13 protein-coding genes are annotated in these 14,214 nt (G+C 72.9%); 8 read left to right on the top strand and 5 right to left on the bottom strand.

What is annotated here, in order from left to right:
• Both ACS04_RS10790 and ACS04_RS10785 read left to right on the top strand, forming a co-directional pair.
• Nucleotides 1-316, top strand: a 316-nt coding sequence (locus ACS04_RS10790) for a pirin-like C-terminal cupin domain-containing protein (RefSeq protein ID WP_048476337.1), incomplete at its 5' end; no start/stop codon positions are given.
• 129 nt (nucleotides 317-445) lie between these two features.
• Complete coding sequence (locus tag ACS04_RS10785) at nucleotides 446-1,009, top strand: GNAT family N-acetyltransferase (RefSeq protein WP_048476336.1); 564 nt, start codon at nucleotides 446-448, stop codon at nucleotides 1,007-1,009.
• Nucleotides 1,010-1,145: 136 nt separating this feature from the next.
• Here the strand turns inward: ACS04_RS10785 and ACS04_RS35255 are convergent, their stop codons facing one another.
• Both ACS04_RS35255 and ACS04_RS10775 read right to left on the bottom strand, forming a co-directional pair.
• On the bottom strand, nucleotides 1,146-2,960 hold the full coding sequence (locus tag ACS04_RS35255) for an Ig-like domain-containing protein (protein ID WP_078864621.1): 1,815 nt from the start codon (nucleotides 2,958-2,960) through the stop codon (nucleotides 1,146-1,148).
• 143 nt (nucleotides 2,961-3,103) lie between these two features.
• Nucleotides 3,104-4,183 (bottom strand): hypothetical protein, encoded by a 1,080-nt coding sequence (locus ACS04_RS10775; protein ID WP_245236353.1) that lies wholly within the window; start codon nucleotides 4,181-4,183, stop codon nucleotides 3,104-3,106.
• 439 nt (nucleotides 4,184-4,622) lie between these two features.
• Between ACS04_RS10775 and ACS04_RS10770 the strand changes: the two genes are divergently transcribed.
• Both ACS04_RS10770 and ACS04_RS10765 read left to right on the top strand, forming a co-directional pair.
• Nucleotides 4,623-4,982, top strand: coding sequence for a DUF6204 family protein (locus ACS04_RS10770; protein WP_048476352.1), 360 nt, complete (start codon nucleotides 4,623-4,625; stop codon nucleotides 4,980-4,982).
• A 72-nt stretch (nucleotides 4,983-5,054) separates the two neighbouring features.
• Complete coding sequence (locus ACS04_RS10765) at nucleotides 5,055-5,819, top strand: hypothetical protein (protein WP_048476335.1); 765 nt, start codon at nucleotides 5,055-5,057, stop codon at nucleotides 5,817-5,819.
• 63 nt (nucleotides 5,820-5,882) lie between these two features.
• Here the strand turns inward: ACS04_RS10765 and ACS04_RS10760 are convergent, their stop codons facing one another.
• Both ACS04_RS10760 and ACS04_RS10755 read right to left on the bottom strand, forming a co-directional pair.
• On the bottom strand, nucleotides 5,883-6,173 hold the full coding sequence (locus tag ACS04_RS10760; RefSeq protein ID WP_048476334.1) for a hypothetical protein: 291 nt from the start codon (nucleotides 6,171-6,173) through the stop codon (nucleotides 5,883-5,885).
• A gap of 133 nt (nucleotides 6,174-6,306) precedes the next feature.
• The gene (locus tag ACS04_RS10755) at nucleotides 6,307-7,815 is read right to left on the bottom strand and encodes an MFS transporter (RefSeq protein WP_048476333.1); all 1,509 of its coding nucleotides are present in this window, start codon (nucleotides 7,813-7,815) and stop codon (nucleotides 6,307-6,309) included.
• Nucleotides 7,816-7,952: 137 nt separating this feature from the next.
• On the opposite strand from ACS04_RS10755, the gene ACS04_RS10750 reads away from it, so the two are divergent.
• Nucleotides 7,953-8,396 carry a MarR family winged helix-turn-helix transcriptional regulator gene (locus ACS04_RS10750; RefSeq protein WP_048476332.1) on the top strand — a complete coding sequence of 148 codons (444 nt, stop codon included), beginning with the start codon at nucleotides 7,953-7,955 and terminating at the stop codon, nucleotides 8,394-8,396.
• Nucleotides 8,397-8,533: 137 nt separating this feature from the next.
• On the opposite strand, the gene ACS04_RS10745 is transcribed toward ACS04_RS10750, so the two are convergent.
• Nucleotides 8,534-9,289, bottom strand: a complete 756-nt coding sequence (locus tag ACS04_RS10745; RefSeq protein WP_048476331.1) for a dienelactone hydrolase family protein — start codon at nucleotides 9,287-9,289, stop codon at nucleotides 8,534-8,536.
• 419 nt (nucleotides 9,290-9,708) lie between these two features.
• On the opposite strand from ACS04_RS10745, the gene ACS04_RS10740 reads away from it, so the two are divergent.
• From ACS04_RS10740 to ACS04_RS10730, 3 genes are all read left to right on the top strand, one after another.
• Entirely contained in the window at nucleotides 9,709-11,235 is a 1,527-nt protein-coding gene (locus ACS04_RS10740) for an NPCBM/NEW2 domain-containing protein (RefSeq protein WP_078864627.1), read from the top strand.
• A gap of 218 nt (nucleotides 11,236-11,453) precedes the next feature.
• The gene (locus ACS04_RS10735; RefSeq protein WP_048476330.1) at nucleotides 11,454-12,875 is read left to right on the top strand and encodes a glycoside hydrolase family 16 protein; all 1,422 of its coding nucleotides are present in this window, start codon (nucleotides 11,454-11,456) and stop codon (nucleotides 12,873-12,875) included.
• A 120-nt stretch (nucleotides 12,876-12,995) separates the two neighbouring features.
• A complete protein-coding gene (locus tag ACS04_RS10730) occupies nucleotides 12,996-14,039 on the top strand; it encodes a LacI family DNA-binding transcriptional regulator (RefSeq protein ID WP_048476329.1) in 1,044 nt (347 codons plus the stop codon).
• Nucleotides 14,040-14,214: the final 175 nt, after the last annotated feature.

Genomic DNA, 14,214 nt, shown 5'->3' with positions numbered 1-14,214 from the left:
CGCCCGCCTCGCGGCGGGCGGCCGCGCCGGGTTCACCGTCCCGGCCGGGCACAACGCCCTGCTGTACGTACTGTCCGGGACCGCCGCCACCCCCGACGCCCGGCTTCCCGACGGCCACCTGGCCATCCTCGGCCGGGAGGCGGAGCGGTTCACGGTCGAGGCACCGCAGGACGCGGCCGAGGTGCTGGTCCTGGCCGGGGAGCCGCTCGGCGAGCCCGTGGCCCGCACCGGCCCGTTCGTCATGAACACCGCCGCCGAGATCCATCAGGCCCAGATGGACTACCAGCACGGCCTGATGGGACACATCGACGCCTGAGACGGCGCCGCCGCGCCCGGGGCAACCCTCCCGCAGCCAACGGCCAAGGCACACGCTGTTCGTGTCGAGGTCACCGCGGTCGGATCGGTTAGGCTGACGGGCCGCTCTCGGGGGAGGAACACCAGATCGATGACCACGCCTCTGCTGCCGCTCGGTACGGAACGGCTCCTGTTGCGTCTGTTCACGCCGGACGACCTCGATGACTTGTACGCGTATCAGGGCCTCTCCGAAGTCGCTCGCTTCCTCTACCGGCCGCCGCTCACTCGTGAACAGTGCGTGCAGAGCCTGACGCGGCGTGCGGCCGGCACGGCGTGGGCCGAGGACGGCGACGACCTGGTGGTCGCCGTCTGCCCGGTCGGTGAATCAAAGGTCGTCGGCGAGGTCGTCCTCAAGCTCGCGAGCGCGCGGGCGCGCCAGGTAGAGATCGGCTGGGCCTTCAACCCGGAGTACGGCGGTCGGGGTTACGCCACCGAGGCGGCGCGTGCCGTCGCCGCGCTGGCCTTTGCCGAGCTGGGTGCGCACCGGCTCTTCGCCCGCCTCGACGTGCTCAACACCGGGTCGGTGCGGGTCTGCGAGCGCCTCGCCATGCGCCGGGAGGCGCACCTTGTCGAGAACGATCTCGACGACGAGCGCTGGGGTAGCGAGTACGTCTACGCGATGCTCGCCCGAGAGTGGAAGGTGGATCGGACCTGACAAGAGGCGCCCCGGAGGTCCACCCCCTGCTGACCGCCTATCAGCTGGTCCGGATCGCCGTCGCCGACGCCACCCGGACCACCCCCGGCGCCGACCCGGACCGCGCGGAGCCATCGGCCGCGCGGTCCTGACCACCTCATGCCCGCCCGCCGTCCGCCGTCACCGGCTCACGGCTCTCGACGATCGGCTGTCGGCACTGGCCCGAGCGCGGGCCCTCCACCGTGTTGCCGCTCAGGCGCGGGGCCGGGGCGTTGGCCGCGCAGCTCAGCGGGCCGACGAACGTGTTGGCCGAGATCTCGACGCCTCCGGTGTTGGCGTTCAGACCCACCGGTCCCCGAACGGTGTTGCCGGCGCAGCCCGTCGCGGGGTCGTCCGAGCCGATCAGCACCGAGCCGCTGGTCCGGCCGACGGCGACCGGGCCGGTGAGGCCGGAGCCGCAGACCTCGACGGCGAGCGCCCCGTCAGTGGAGAGGGGGCCGGTGATCCCGGCTCCCGTCACGGCCAGCGCCCCGCCGGAGCGGACCGTGACCGGGCCGGTCTGGCTGCCGCCGGGCGCGATGCAGACCGACTCTCCGCCGCCCACGGTCAGCGGGCCCCGGTGGGCCCCCGTGATGCACGGACGACTGAATCCCACGGTGACCTCGGTGGCCGCCGCCGTGGCGCTCTCCTCGTTCGCCGGATCGCCGCTGTAGGTGGCGGTCAACGGGTGCCCGCCGGGGCGCAGTGCGCCGGTCCGCAGCTCTGCGCGGCCACCGCTCAGCGCTACCGTCGCCAGCTGCTTGGCGCCTTCGGAGAAGGTGACCGTCCCGCCCGGGGTTCCCGCGGCGGGGTTAGTCGGGCCCACGGAGGCCGTGAGCGTGACCGCGTGGCCGAAGAGCGGGGTGAGCGTGTCCGCGGTGAGCGAGAGGGTCGTCCCGTACCGGAAGGAGACGACCGCCTTGCCGTTGCCGTGGTTCATGCCCCGCAGGAGGGAGACGCCGGTCGCGGAGGGCGCCGCGAAGCTGCTGCCTCCGCCGCCGCCCGCCCCGTACAGGTTGCCGGGGTTGCCGCCGCCGGAGCCGCCCGCGCCCGCGAAGTATCCGCCGCCGCCCCCGCCGCCGCCGTTGCCCCCGCGCCCGCCGTTGCCGCCCGGGCCGCCACTGCCGGGGTTCGGCAGGCCGGTGTTGGGGTCGGTGTCGCCGCCGGGCGCGCCCGGGCCGCCCGCGGCCGAGTTGGGGCTGCCCGCGCCGTGGGCGAGCTGCGTACCGCCGCCGCCCGCGACCCCGGAGCCGAGGGGGCCGCCGCCCTGCCCGCCGTCCTCCGCTTCGAGGCCGCCACCGTCGCCGCCGTGCAGGAGGGGGCCGCCGTTGCCGGCTCCCCCGCCGCCGCCCGCGACCAGGATCCGGTCGGCCGCGCCGAAGGCGCCGACGCGTACGTCGGATCCGCCGCCGCCCGCGCCTCCGCCGCCGTGTGCCCCGCCGCCGCCGGCGCCGTGGCCGGTGCCGCCGGGGCGGGCGTACTCGCCGTGCCGGGACGTGCCTGAGCTGCCGGCCTCGCCCAGGGTGATCTGGAGGCTCTGGCCGGCGCTCACGGTGAGGGTCGCGCGGGTCTCGCCGCCGAGGCCGCCGGGGGCTCCGTCGTTCGGAGGGTTCGGGGAGACGAACCCGGCCGCGCTGCCGCCCTCGGCGCCGAAGAGGTCGACGCGGACCACGCCGACCCCGTCCGGCACCGTGAAGGTGTCCGTACCGGCGGTGGCGTACGTACAGGTGGGCGGCGAGGCGGTGAAGTGTCCGCGGGATCCGCAGGGCGAGGGCGGGGTCGCGGGTGCGGCCGCCGGGTCCGCGGCGGCGAAGGGGGCGAGGACGGCGGCGAGCATGGCGCTCGCGCCGAGCACGATCGCCGTCCTCGATGTCGGTATGCGCGTACGGGGGACGGCGCGCGGGGTGGAGCCGGGGGTCGAACGGCGTTTCATGGGAAGGGACTCTGCCTCTCCGGGCCCGCCGGGGCGCCCGAGGGTGGATGGGGGGGAGGCCGGCGGGCGGGGGCCACGGACCGGTCCAGGCCGTTGCCGTGTCGTTGCCGCCGACTGGACCTGATGGGTGATCAGGCCGCAGGTCAGACGCCGTCGTCGGCGCAGAGGGCCCAGGCCTCGGAGGAGGTGCCCGCAGAGCTGGTGCCCCCGGTGTGGGTGGAGGCCGTCCAGTAGGACGCGGTGGTGGTGCCGTCGCCGACGGGGGCGCCGCCGGAGTCGCTGGGGTAGCTGCCGTTGAGGTGATCGCCGACGGAGCCCGGGCCCGTGAAGTCGGTGGTCGTCACGCTGCCGCCGCTGATGGCGGCGCCCCCGCTGACCAGCTTTCCGTCGTTGCCGCCGCAGCCGACCGTGACCGTCTGCCCGGCGGTCGCCGAGGTCGGGCCGCTCACCTCGGCGAAGCGGACCTTCACCGTGGTGCCGCTGACGTTGATGTTGTTGCCGCTGCAGATGGCGTAGGCGTACGTGGTGTTGCCGCTGTTGCCACCGCCGCCGTTCCAGCCGACCGCCGCCCAGGAGTCGGGGTTGGTCTCGCCGTCGGCGGCCGCCTTCTGGCCGAAGTCGTGCCCGGCGTTGTTGAAGGTGGGAAAGCTCGCGATCGGCTTGAGGCTGCCGACGCTCGCCGGAGTGATCCGGGCGCCGCCGCCGAGCAGGCGGGTGTTGGCCGGGCAGGTCGCGACGACCAGCCCCACCGTGCCGCTGGTGGTGGGAGCGGCGATCTTGTTCATGACCACCTGGGTGTGGTTGATCAGGTTGCTCGTGAAGCACAGCGCGTACGGGGTGCTGGAGAACGAGGCGTTGACCGCTCCGCCGCTGCCGCCTATGCCGAGCCAGTGCGTCACGTCGGTGCCGACCGTCCCGGCGGTGCCGAGGTACTCGGTGCTGCCGTCGGGGCTCGGCGAGATGCCGTTGATCTTGTTGCCGTTGGACGACGCGCCCGTGCCGGTGGCCTGATTGATCCCGCCTCCGGAGATCAGGCCGCTGCCGCAGTCCGCGTGGGTGGAGATCTCGGAGAAGGCCGACCCGGGTCCGGCGGTGGCCCCGGGGGTCTTCACGGTGACGCTCACGGTGTTCGCGTAGGCGGTGCCCGGCACGGCCAGCGCCAGGGCGGCGCCCAGGACCAGCGCCTTGGCTGCGGCATGACGCCGCGGAAGTACCGTGTTCACTTCTGTTCTCCCCATCTGGTAAGCGACGAAGGGCGGCATGGCCCGGCATCCGGCGGCTGGGAACCGGACTTCGCGGAGGTGCGGTGCGCACGACGGCCGCGCCCCGGGGTGAGGGGGCGCAGACATCGTCGGTACGGAAGTACGGAAGTGCCACGGCAACACAACTGCTGTCTGCCTCGCGGATGTATGCCGCCGGGGGCAGGTCAGGGCGTGCGGATCGGCCATATCGCCACCCCCGTCTCGGAGTCGCGCATGCGGACTCTAACAGGCCGATACCCCGGCATCTACCCAGGTGTTTCGCTGGATGGACTGGCAGATGCGGAAGGGTGAAATGCGTACTGGGGCGGGCTCCGACGTGACTTGCCGGTAGCCGCGTAGCCTCGGGCCGCCCGCGGAAATCCCGGTGCGCCGGCCGCTCACGGCTGCCTACCCTGCCGGGATGAGTACTCGCACCTTCCGGATCACCGTCCGCGGCTCCTTCGACGGTCTCACCCCCGCACAGCGCGCGGAGCTGCTCGCCGCCGCGCCCGAGCACGACATCATGCACTCGGCGTACACGCCCGAGGGCCACCTCTCGTACGACATCGCCGTCGGCCCGTTCTTCACCTTCCGCTTCCTCGACTCGGGCGAGACGGAGGAGGACATCCTCGACGCGACGGCCCGCGCCGAACTCGCCGCCGAGAGCCGGCTCACCGAGGGCGGTTACGGTTTCAAGCGCCTCACCTCCCGCGCGCAGGACCTCTCCCTGGCCCCGCTGAGCAAGCGTCAGCGCCAGGCGGCCGCGCGCGGCGAAGCCTGAGCCGTCGGCTCGGCCATTCCCCGTGCGGCCTGCGACAATCTCCTTTTCGAAAGGGTCGGGGGGAGGCACCGCATGTACGGAGTCGGGAACACGAAGCGGCTGAGGCGGACGGTGGGCGTCGCCATCGGCGCCGCCGTGCTGATGGCGGGTACGGCAGGATGCGGTGGATCCGGGAAGGCGGCCGGGCCGGACCGGGCGGCCGCGGCGGCCGGCGGCGCCGTGGCGAGCCCGAGCGGCATTCCGGGGCCGGGCCCGGAGCGGCTCAAGGCGCTGCTCGTCGCGGAGGGAGAGAGGTTCGGGCCGTACGAGGCCGGTGAGCCCCTCCTCGACGAGCCCATGAGCGAGGAGTACGAGACGCGCCCGGCGCAGTGCCGGCCGCTGACGAGCCTCGGCAAGGCGGGTCACACGGCCCAGGCCTTCGCCAAGGCGAGCGTGCCCGGCGAGTGGCAGGCGATCGACACGGAGATCCTGCTGCGCTCGTACCGGGACGCCGGGGCCGCGGCCGCCGCCGTGAAATCCCTGGCGGACGCGGGCGGCCGGTGCGCCGGCGGCTACACGGAGGACCGTGCCCTCGTCGAGGCGAAGGTGCTCAAGGTGGAGCCGGTCCAGGCGCCGGCGCTGGGTGACGAAGCGCGGGCCTACCGCATCGTGACGCAGGACGTGAAGGACCCGGGGATCGCTCTGTACAAGTACCTGACGGTGGTCCGCTCCGGGTCCGTCACGCTGGCGTTCCGGTCGGACGTCATCGACACCAAGGACTTCGGCGGGGTGCCGCAGGAGATCGTCGCCGGGCAGTGGGAGAAGTTCGCGAAGGGGAGTGCCGGCGGCGCTTCCTAGGGCGCGATCAGCCCCGCGGGCTCAGCCCCGCGGGCTCAGCCCCGCGGGCTCAGCCCCCCGGGCTCACTCCGTGATGCCGGGGAAGCCGTAGTTGTGGACGGGGAACGCCTCGGGGCGGCCGCCCGTGCTGTGCCAGCCCTGGGCTTCCACGACGGGCATCATCTTCTCCGCGAACACGTTCGCGTGCAGCTCGCTCTCCCACACGTCGTAGATGTCCAGGCCCTCGGGGCTCACGACGCAGACGTGCGAGAGGCAGCCGTCGAACATCCCGGGGATCGACAGGAGCTCCGCGTGGAGGGCGTCGTACTGCTCCGCCGTGATGCCCGGGACGGTGGCGTGCATCAGGATCGCCATGGCAGGTGCCTCCTCGCGTCCGGGGCCAGGCCCTCCCCCGCCGCCCGGTGGCGGCCCCGGTCCACGGGGACAGGACAGCACGCAAACGAGGGGACGGCATCCGCGAACGGCGCCGCCCCCTCGAAGGGCCAGGTCAGACGGTCTGGGCCGGCTCCGGCTCCGCCACCTTGGCAGGGGCCTCGGCGGGCGAGCCCGACTCGACGGTGCGCGGTCCGTGCGCTCCGCGCAGGCCGATCCAGCTGATCACCGCGACCAGGGCGAAGGCGACGGCCCCGATCCAGAAGGTGAGGGTGAACCCGGACTCGGCGGGCAGGGCCGGGACACCGGCGGGCAGGTGCTCGATGGTCTTCGACGCCAGGATCGTGGTGACGATGGCGCTGCCGATCGCGCTGCCGGTGGAGCGGGAGATCGAGTTGATGCCGTTGGCGATGCCGCTCTGGTGGTGCGGGACGCTCGCCATGATGACGGCGGGCATGGCCGCGTAGCCGAAGCTGACGGCCGCGCCGACGATCAGGCCGGCGCCGATCACCGAGAAGCTGTGGCCGTGGTCGAGCGCGAGCCAGCCGAAACCGACGGCGCCGAGTCCGGCGGCGAGGCCGAGGGCCACGCGCGGTCCGCGGTGGCGGACCAGCTGGCCGCCGATGGGCGAGGCGAGCAGGGAGACGATCGCGCCGGGCAGCAGGAACTGGACGGAGGCGCGCAGGATGGAGGCGTCGAAGCCGTATCCGGTGAGCTTCTGCGGCATCTGGACGAGGTACGAGACGCCCAGGAAGTTCGCGAACATGCCGAAGCCGACGAGAACGCCGGCCAGGTTGGCCATGAGCACCGGGCGGTGGACGAACATCCGCATGTCCACGAGCGGCTCGCTGACCTTGAGCTCCGTGAAGACCCAGACGGCGGTCATGACGGCGGCGCCGGCGAAGCTGCCCAGCGTACGGCCGGAGGTCCAGCCCCACTCGTGGCCCTGCGAGATGGGCAGCAGGAGCAGCAGGAGGGTGATGCCGAGGGTCAGCGCGCCGAGGAAGTCCGTACGGCCGCCGGTCTTGTGCCGGGTCGCGGGGACCAGGAACGCGACGGCGAGCAGGGCGAGGGTCGCGAAGCCGGTCGCCATCCAGAAGGCGTTGCGGTAGTCGGCGTCGGAGCCGGAGGTGAGCAGGCCGGTGGCGACGAGCGCCAGGCCGCTGCCGAAGGCGAGGGTGCCGCTGACCAGGGCCATCGCGCCGGGGAGCTTCTGCGGGCGGACTTCCTCGCGCAGCACCGAGAGGGCGAGCGGGAAGATCGCGGTGGCGGCGCCCTGGAGGACGCGGCCCAGGATCAGCAGCGGGAGCGAGGTCGCGACGGCGGCGATGACGGAGCCGACGACCATGACGCCGAGGACCGCCACCAGCGTGGGCTTCTTGCCGTGCTGGTCGCCGAAGCGGCCGAGCAGGGGGGTGAAGACGGCGGCGGAGAGCAGCGTGGCGGTGGTCACCCAGCTCACGTTGGCGGTCGAGGTGCCGAGGTCGGTGCGGATCAGGCCCAGGATCGGGACCGGCAGGGTCTGCATCATCGACACGACCATGGCGGCAAGGCTCAGGGCGAAGACGATGACCGTCTCATTCCTGTTCTTGGCCTCGGCGGGGGCGGGGGCGGCGGTGCTCATGGCTGGCAGGACCTTCTTAGTGCTTCAGATCGCAGATGTTTGATGTCATCAAGTAACTCCGTCGACGGTAGACGTCGATAGTTAAAGTGGTCAAGTAAACAATTGACAATGTCAACCACCCGAGTACGCTCGACGGCATGAGCGCCAGCACCCGTCCCGCCCCCACCAAGCTCGAACTCCTCGAGCTGCTCGCCGCCATCGGAACCGCCCAGTGGCGCGATTTCGCCGCCGCGGCGGCCCACCACGGCCTCACCTCCACCCAGGCCCGGGTCCTCGCCCAGCTCAACGGCCCGCTGCCGATGCGCGGCCTGGCCACCCTCCTGGTGTGTGACGCATCCAACGTCACCGGGATCGTGGACCGACTGGAGGCCCGGGAGCTGGTGCGGCGCGAGGCCGACCCCTCCGACCGCCGCGTCAAGAACGTCGTGGCCACGGACGCCGGCCGCGAGATCATCCGCCGCGTGCGCGAGGAGATGCAGGCGACGCACGGCGCGCTGGACACCCTCGACGAGACCGAGAGCGCGACGCTCTACGCCCTGCTGGGGCGGCTGCGCCCGACCATGGAGAAGGACGCCCGTTAGCGGTGTGACCGAGATGCGCGGCAGAGCTCCCGAGCTCCGCCGCGCGGGCCGGCACCCGCTCGCCACTCCCGTAGGTTGCGTGGAGGGCTCGATCTCGGCCAAAGAGCGCGGGGCCGACTTCCTGCGGTGAGCGCTCGTCAGCGGGCGGCGGAGCCTGGACCGGCCGGATCCTCCGTCACGGGCAGGCACTCGGCGAGCAGGTCGACCACGTCGCGCCAGGCTCGCCGCGCGTGCCGCGGGTGGTAGCCGACGCCGGGGACCACGGGATGGTCGACCGGCGGGTGGTGGAAGGCGTGCAAGGCGCCGCCGTAGACCACGAGACGCCAGTCGACGCCCGCGGCCTGCATCTCGGCGGTGAACGCGCCCCGCTGCGCGGGCGGCATGATCGGGTCCTCCGACCCGACCCCGGCCCACACCGGGCAGCGAATGCGCGCCGCCTCACCCGATCGGCCCGTGGTCAGCGCGTTGACCGTCCCGATCGCGCGCAGGTTCACGCCGTCGCGCCCGAGTTCCAGCCCGACGGCTCCCCCGGTTCCGTAGCCGACGGCGGCGATCCGCTCGGGGTCGGCCCGCGGTTCGGCGCGCAACACGTCGAGCGCCGCATGACCGATGCCCCGCATCCGGTCGGGATCCGCGAGCAGCGGCATGCAACGGGCCAGCATCTCCTCGGGGTCGCTGAGATAGCGCCCGCCGTGCAGGTCGAAGGCCAGCGCCACGTATCCGAGCTCGGCGAGAGCATCGGCCCGGCGGCGCTCGACGTCGCTGAGCCCCATGCCCTCGGGCCCGAGCAGCACTGCCGGTCGGCGGTCGGCCCCGGCCGGGAGTGCGAGGTGCCCGATCATCGTCAGACCGTCGGCCGGGTACTCGACCGTGCGCGTGGTGATCGTCGTCATGCCGGTGGACTGTAGTGATCGTCGAGCCCGGTCCGGCCGGCATTCACCCCCGGGCGGAACGGCGCGGCTCGCGACCAGTCTCTTGACATGTCCTCGCTAAGACAGTGTGATATGGGCGTTCTCGTCGGAGTCCGTTCATTCCTGATGACTTCTGCGGGAAACGACGGACCTCACGTACGCGCCACGAAACATTTCCGCACACACTCTCTCCCCTCCCGGAATCCCGGGCCCCACTCCCCCAGGAGCCGTCTGTGCACTCGTTACGAAGCGCCGTCGCCCGCCGCCTGACGGCGGCGGCCCTCGCCGCCCTGCCGATACTGGCCCCGGCGGCGGGTGCCACCGCACTGGCCGGTACGGCGGTGCTCGCGGGCGCCGCGCCCGCCGCCGCCGTGGCCGACGGCCAGGCGCTGACCCCGCCCATGGGGTTCAACAACTGGAACTCGACCCACTGCCGGGCCGAGTTCAACGAGGCGATGGTCAAGGGCATCGCCGACCTCTTCGTGGCCAAGGGCCTCAAGGCCGCCGGCTACCAGTACGTGAACCTCGACGACTGCTGGGCCCTGCCCGGCCGCGACGCCTCGGGCAACCTCGTCGCCGACCCCGTCCGCTTCCCCGGCGGGATCAAGGCCCTCGCGGACTACGTGCACGCCAAGGGCCTGAAGTTCGGCATCTACACCAGCGCCGGCACCAAGACCTGCGATACCGCGGGCTTCCCCGGCGGTCTCGGCCACGAGCAGCAGGACGCGAACCTCTTCGCCTCCTTCGGCGTCGACTACCTCAAGTACGACAACTGCAACAACCAGGGCGTGGACGCGAAGAAGCGGTACGCGGACATGGCCGCCGCGCTGCGCAAGACCGGCCGCCCCATCGTCTTCTCCCTGTGCGAGTGGGGCGAGAACCAGCCGTGGACCTGGGCGTCGAACCTCGGCCACCTGTGGCGCACCACCGGGGACATCGGGGACAGCTGGTCCTCGATGATCTCCATCGCGCACCGGAACCAGCCGCTCGCCCCGTACGCGGGCCCCGGCCAGTGGAACGACCCCGACATGCTGGAGGTCGGCAACGGCGGGATGACCGCCACCGAGTACCGCACCCACTTCACCCTCTGGTCGATGATGTCGGCGCCGCTGCTGATCGGCAGCGACCTGCGCAAGGCGACGGCCGAGACCCTCGACATCCTCTCCAACCCGGATGTCATCGCCCTGGACCAGGACGCCCTCGGCAAGCAGGGCACGGTGGTCTCCGGCTCGGGCGGGCTGGTGGTGATGGCCAAGGAACTGGCGAACGGCGACCGGGCGCTGTCCCTGACCAACGAGACGGGCTCCACCGCCACGATCTCAGCCCGGACGGACGCCCTCGGCATCGGCAACCGGGCGCCCTACGCCCTCAAGGAGCTGTGGACCAAGGCCACTTCGACCAACACCAGCGGCACCATCAGCGCCTCGGTCGCCCCGCACGCCACCGTCGTCTACCGGATCGCCCCGGGGCCGGCCCCGCTTCCGCCGGCCGGCACCTCCCACCTGTCCGACCTGCCCTGGACGGGTGCGAGCAGCGGCTGGGGGCCGGTGGAGAAGGACCGGAGCAACGGTGAGCAGGCGGCCGGCGACGGCAAGACGCTGACCGTGGGCGGCGCCACGTACGCCAAGGGGCTGGGCGTCCACGCGGCCAGCACCCTCACCTACCACCTCGGCGGCAGGTGCACCGGTCTGACGGTCGACGTCGGCGTCGACGACGAAAGTTCGCGCACCGGCGCGGTCGCCTTCCAGATCTACCGGGACGCCACCAAGGTCGCGGACAGCGGGGTCGTCACCACGGCGGACCCGGCCAGGAAGCTCACCGCCGACCTGACCGGCGGCCAGACCCTGCGGCTCGTCGTCACCGACGGCGGCAACGGCGTCGACTACGACCACGCCGACTGGGCGGCGCCGCGGCTCACCTGCGCCTGATCCCCGCACCCGCCGAAGCGGCGGTAGCCCGTCGCGGGCGAGGGGCGGACCCGCTTCCGCGCGGTCCGCCCTTCACAGGTTGAACTCAGCGCACCCCTCGGCCCGTTGGTGGCACAAAGCCTTGACGGCCCGGGGCGCCGGGAGCACAGTGGCCAGCGGCGCCGCTTGAGAGCGCTCTCATTCCAGCGGCCCACCTCCCCCACAGAGAGGGCACACCCATGCGTCTCCCCTCCGGCAGAAAGCGCCCGTCCCTCCGGCGCGCCGCCATCGCCGCGTTCGCCACCATGGCGGCGGCCGCCGCGGCCGCGGCCGTGGTCACCCTGCCCGCCAACGCCGCCGCTCCCCCGCCCCCGGCGGGCTGGACCCAGGTCTTCCTCGACGACTTCAACGGGGCCGCGGGCTCCGGCGTGAACACCGCCGACTGGCAGTACACCACCGGCACGAGCTACCCCGGCGGCCCCGCGGGCTTCGGTACGGGCGAGATCGAGACGATGACCGCGAGCACCTCCAACGTCTCCCTCGACGGTTCCGGGAACCTGCGGATCACCCCGCTCCGGGACGCCGCCGGCAACTGGACCTCCGGCCGCGTCGAGACCCGTCGCTCCGACTTCCAGCCCCCGGCGGGCGGCAAGCTGCGCACCGAGGCCCGGATCCAGATGCCGAACGTCACCGGTGCGGCGGCGAAGGGCTACTGGCCGGCGTTCTGGATGCTCGGCGCGCCCTACCGGGGCAACTGGTGGAACTGGCCCGGCATCGGCGAGATCGACATCATGGAGAACGTCCAGGGCATCAACAACGAGTGGGCCACCGTGCACTGCGGTACGAGCCCGGGCGGGCCCTGCAACGAGACCTCCGGAATCGGCGGCCAACGCGCCTGCGCCGGCACCACCTGCCAGGGCGGGTTCCACACCTACGCGGTGGAGTGGGACCGCTCCACGGCGGTGGAGGAGATGCGCTTCTACCTCGACGGGGTCAACTTCCATACCGTGCGGGCGGATCAGGTGGACGCCACCACCTGGACCAACGCCACGAACCACGGCTACTTCATCATCCTGAACGTGGCCATGGGCGGCGGCTTCCCCGACGCCTTCGGCGGCGGACCCGACGCCGGCACCCAGCCCGGCCACCCGATGCTGGTCGACTACGTGTCCGTACTGCGCTCGGCGGGCGGCACGACCCCGCCCACCACACCCCCGACCACACCGCCCACCACCCCGCCGTCCGGCAACCGCGACGCGTACCGCCCCATCGAGGCCGAGTCGTACGACGGCCAGTCCGGGCTCGGCACCGAGACCACCACGGACACCGGCGGCGGCCGGAACCTGAGCGCCGTCGCGAACGGCGACTGGGCCCTCTACAAGGGGGTGGACTTCGGCTCCACCCCGGCGACGCAGTTCTACGGGCGGGTCGCGAGCGGGGCCGCCGGCGGGATCGGCGGACTGGTCGAGGTCCGGCTGGACAGCCGCGGCAACCCGCCGATCGGCAGCTTCTCCGTCGCCGGCACCGGCGGCTGGCAGAGCTGGCGGACCGTCCCCGCCAACATCGGCCCCGTCACCGGCACGCACGACGTGTACCTGACCTTCACCAGCGGCCAGGGGGCCGACTACGTGAACGTGAACTGGTTCGACTTCGGCCACTGACGCCCGGCACCGGCCGGTGTCCTCCGCCCGTTCGCCGGGAGCGCTCTCAGCCTCCCGGCGGTACGGGTTACCCTGCTGTTCGTCGCGCCAACGGCCCCCGGACACGCAGGAGGAGAGCCCGTGCCCGAACAGCTTCCCGGTCACCGCCCCACCCTGGAGGCCGTGGCGGAGCGCGCCGGGGTGTCCCGGGCGACCGCGTCCCGCGTCGTCAACGGTGGGGACGGCGTCCGCGCGCACCTGGTGGAGAAGGTCCGCGAGGCCGTGCTGGAGCTCGGGTACGTACCGAATCCGGCAGCCCGCACCCTGGTCACCCGGCGCACCGGGGCCGTCGCCGTGATCATCGCGGAGCCGGAGATCCGGATCTTCTCCGACCCCTTCTTCTCCCGCCAGATCCGCGGCATCAGCAAGGAACTCACGGCGCATGACACCCAGTTGGTGCTGCTGCTGGTGGAGGACCGGGGGGACTACGACCGCATCGAGCGCTATCTGGCCGGCGGCCACGTCGACGGGGCGCTCGCCTTCTCGCTGCACACCGACGATCCGCTGCCCGCGATCACCCGCCGCGTGGGCATGCCCACGGTGTACGGCGGCCGACCCGGCTGGACCGCCGGCTCCGGGGAGCACGGCGGGATCGCGTACGTGGACGCCGACAACCGCGGAGGGGCCCGCGAGGCCGTACGGCACCTGCTCGACCGGGGCCGGCGGCGCATCGCGCACATCGCCGGACCCCTGGACCAGACCTCGGCGGTGGACCGGCTCGACGGCTACCGGGACGTACTGCTCGACGCCGATCCCGCGCTGATCGCGGAGGGGGACTTCACCGCGACGGGCGGAGCGGAGGCGATGGCCGCCCTCCTGGAGCGCTGCCCCGACCTCGACGCGGTGTTCGCCGCGAACGACCTGATGGCGACGGGCGCCCTGCGGGTGCTGCGGGAGCGGGGGCTGGCCGTCCCCGCGGACGTGGCGCTGGTCGGGTTCGACGATGCCGAGCTGGTGGCGGAGACCGCCGACCCGCCGCTGACGACGGTACGCCAGGACATCGAGGGCATGGGGCGCCTGATGGCGCAGCTGCTGCTGCGCACCCTGAACAGGGAGCAGGGTGACCGGGCCGTGCCCGCCTCGGTGGTGACCCCCACGGCGCTGGTCCGGCGCGGATCGTCCTGAGCCGCGGCGGCCGGCGGGAGCGGCGTGAACTCGCCTCGCCGGGCGGGTGATTGTGGACGAATGGGCTCGGCTCGGCTACGACTCTTGACGGGGCCCCGGCTGCGGGTGCACGCTCCAGTCGCACTCTGAGAGCGCTCTCAAGCCGGCGCATCCGCACCCCCGCACCCTGCCCGTC

This window comes from Streptomyces roseus (genome assembly GCF_001044425.1).
Taxonomy (GTDB): Bacteria; Actinomycetota; Actinomycetes; order Streptomycetales; family Streptomycetaceae; genus Streptomyces; species Streptomyces roseus.
This window is presented reverse-complemented; position numbering and strand designations above follow the sequence as displayed.

Coding starts and splice junctions, on each gene's coding strand:
- ACS04_RS10785 (WP_048476336.1), top strand. CDS start 446: ATGACCACGCCTCTGCTGCCGCTCGGTACGGAACGGCTCCTGTTGCGT.
- ACS04_RS35255 (WP_078864621.1), bottom strand. CDS start 2,960: ATGAAACGCCGTTCGACCCCCGGCTCCACCCCGCGCGCCGTCCCCCGT.
- ACS04_RS10770 (WP_048476352.1), top strand. CDS start 4,623: ATGAGTACTCGCACCTTCCGGATCACCGTCCGCGGCTCCTTCGACGGT.
- ACS04_RS10765 (WP_048476335.1), top strand. CDS start 5,055: ATGTACGGAGTCGGGAACACGAAGCGGCTGAGGCGGACGGTGGGCGTC.
- ACS04_RS10760 (WP_048476334.1), bottom strand. CDS start 6,173: ATGGCGATCCTGATGCACGCCACCGTCCCGGGCATCACGGCGGAGCAG.
- ACS04_RS10755 (WP_048476333.1), bottom strand. CDS start 7,815: ATGAGCACCGCCGCCCCCGCCCCCGCCGAGGCCAAGAACAGGAATGAG.
- ACS04_RS10750 (WP_048476332.1), top strand. CDS start 7,953: ATGAGCGCCAGCACCCGTCCCGCCCCCACCAAGCTCGAACTCCTCGAG.
- ACS04_RS10745 (WP_048476331.1), bottom strand. CDS start 9,289: ATGACGACGATCACCACGCGCACGGTCGAGTACCCGGCCGACGGTCTG.
- ACS04_RS10740 (WP_078864627.1), top strand. CDS start 9,709: ATGGGGTTCAACAACTGGAACTCGACCCACTGCCGGGCCGAGTTCAAC.
- ACS04_RS10735 (WP_048476330.1), top strand. CDS start 11,454: ATGCGTCTCCCCTCCGGCAGAAAGCGCCCGTCCCTCCGGCGCGCCGCC.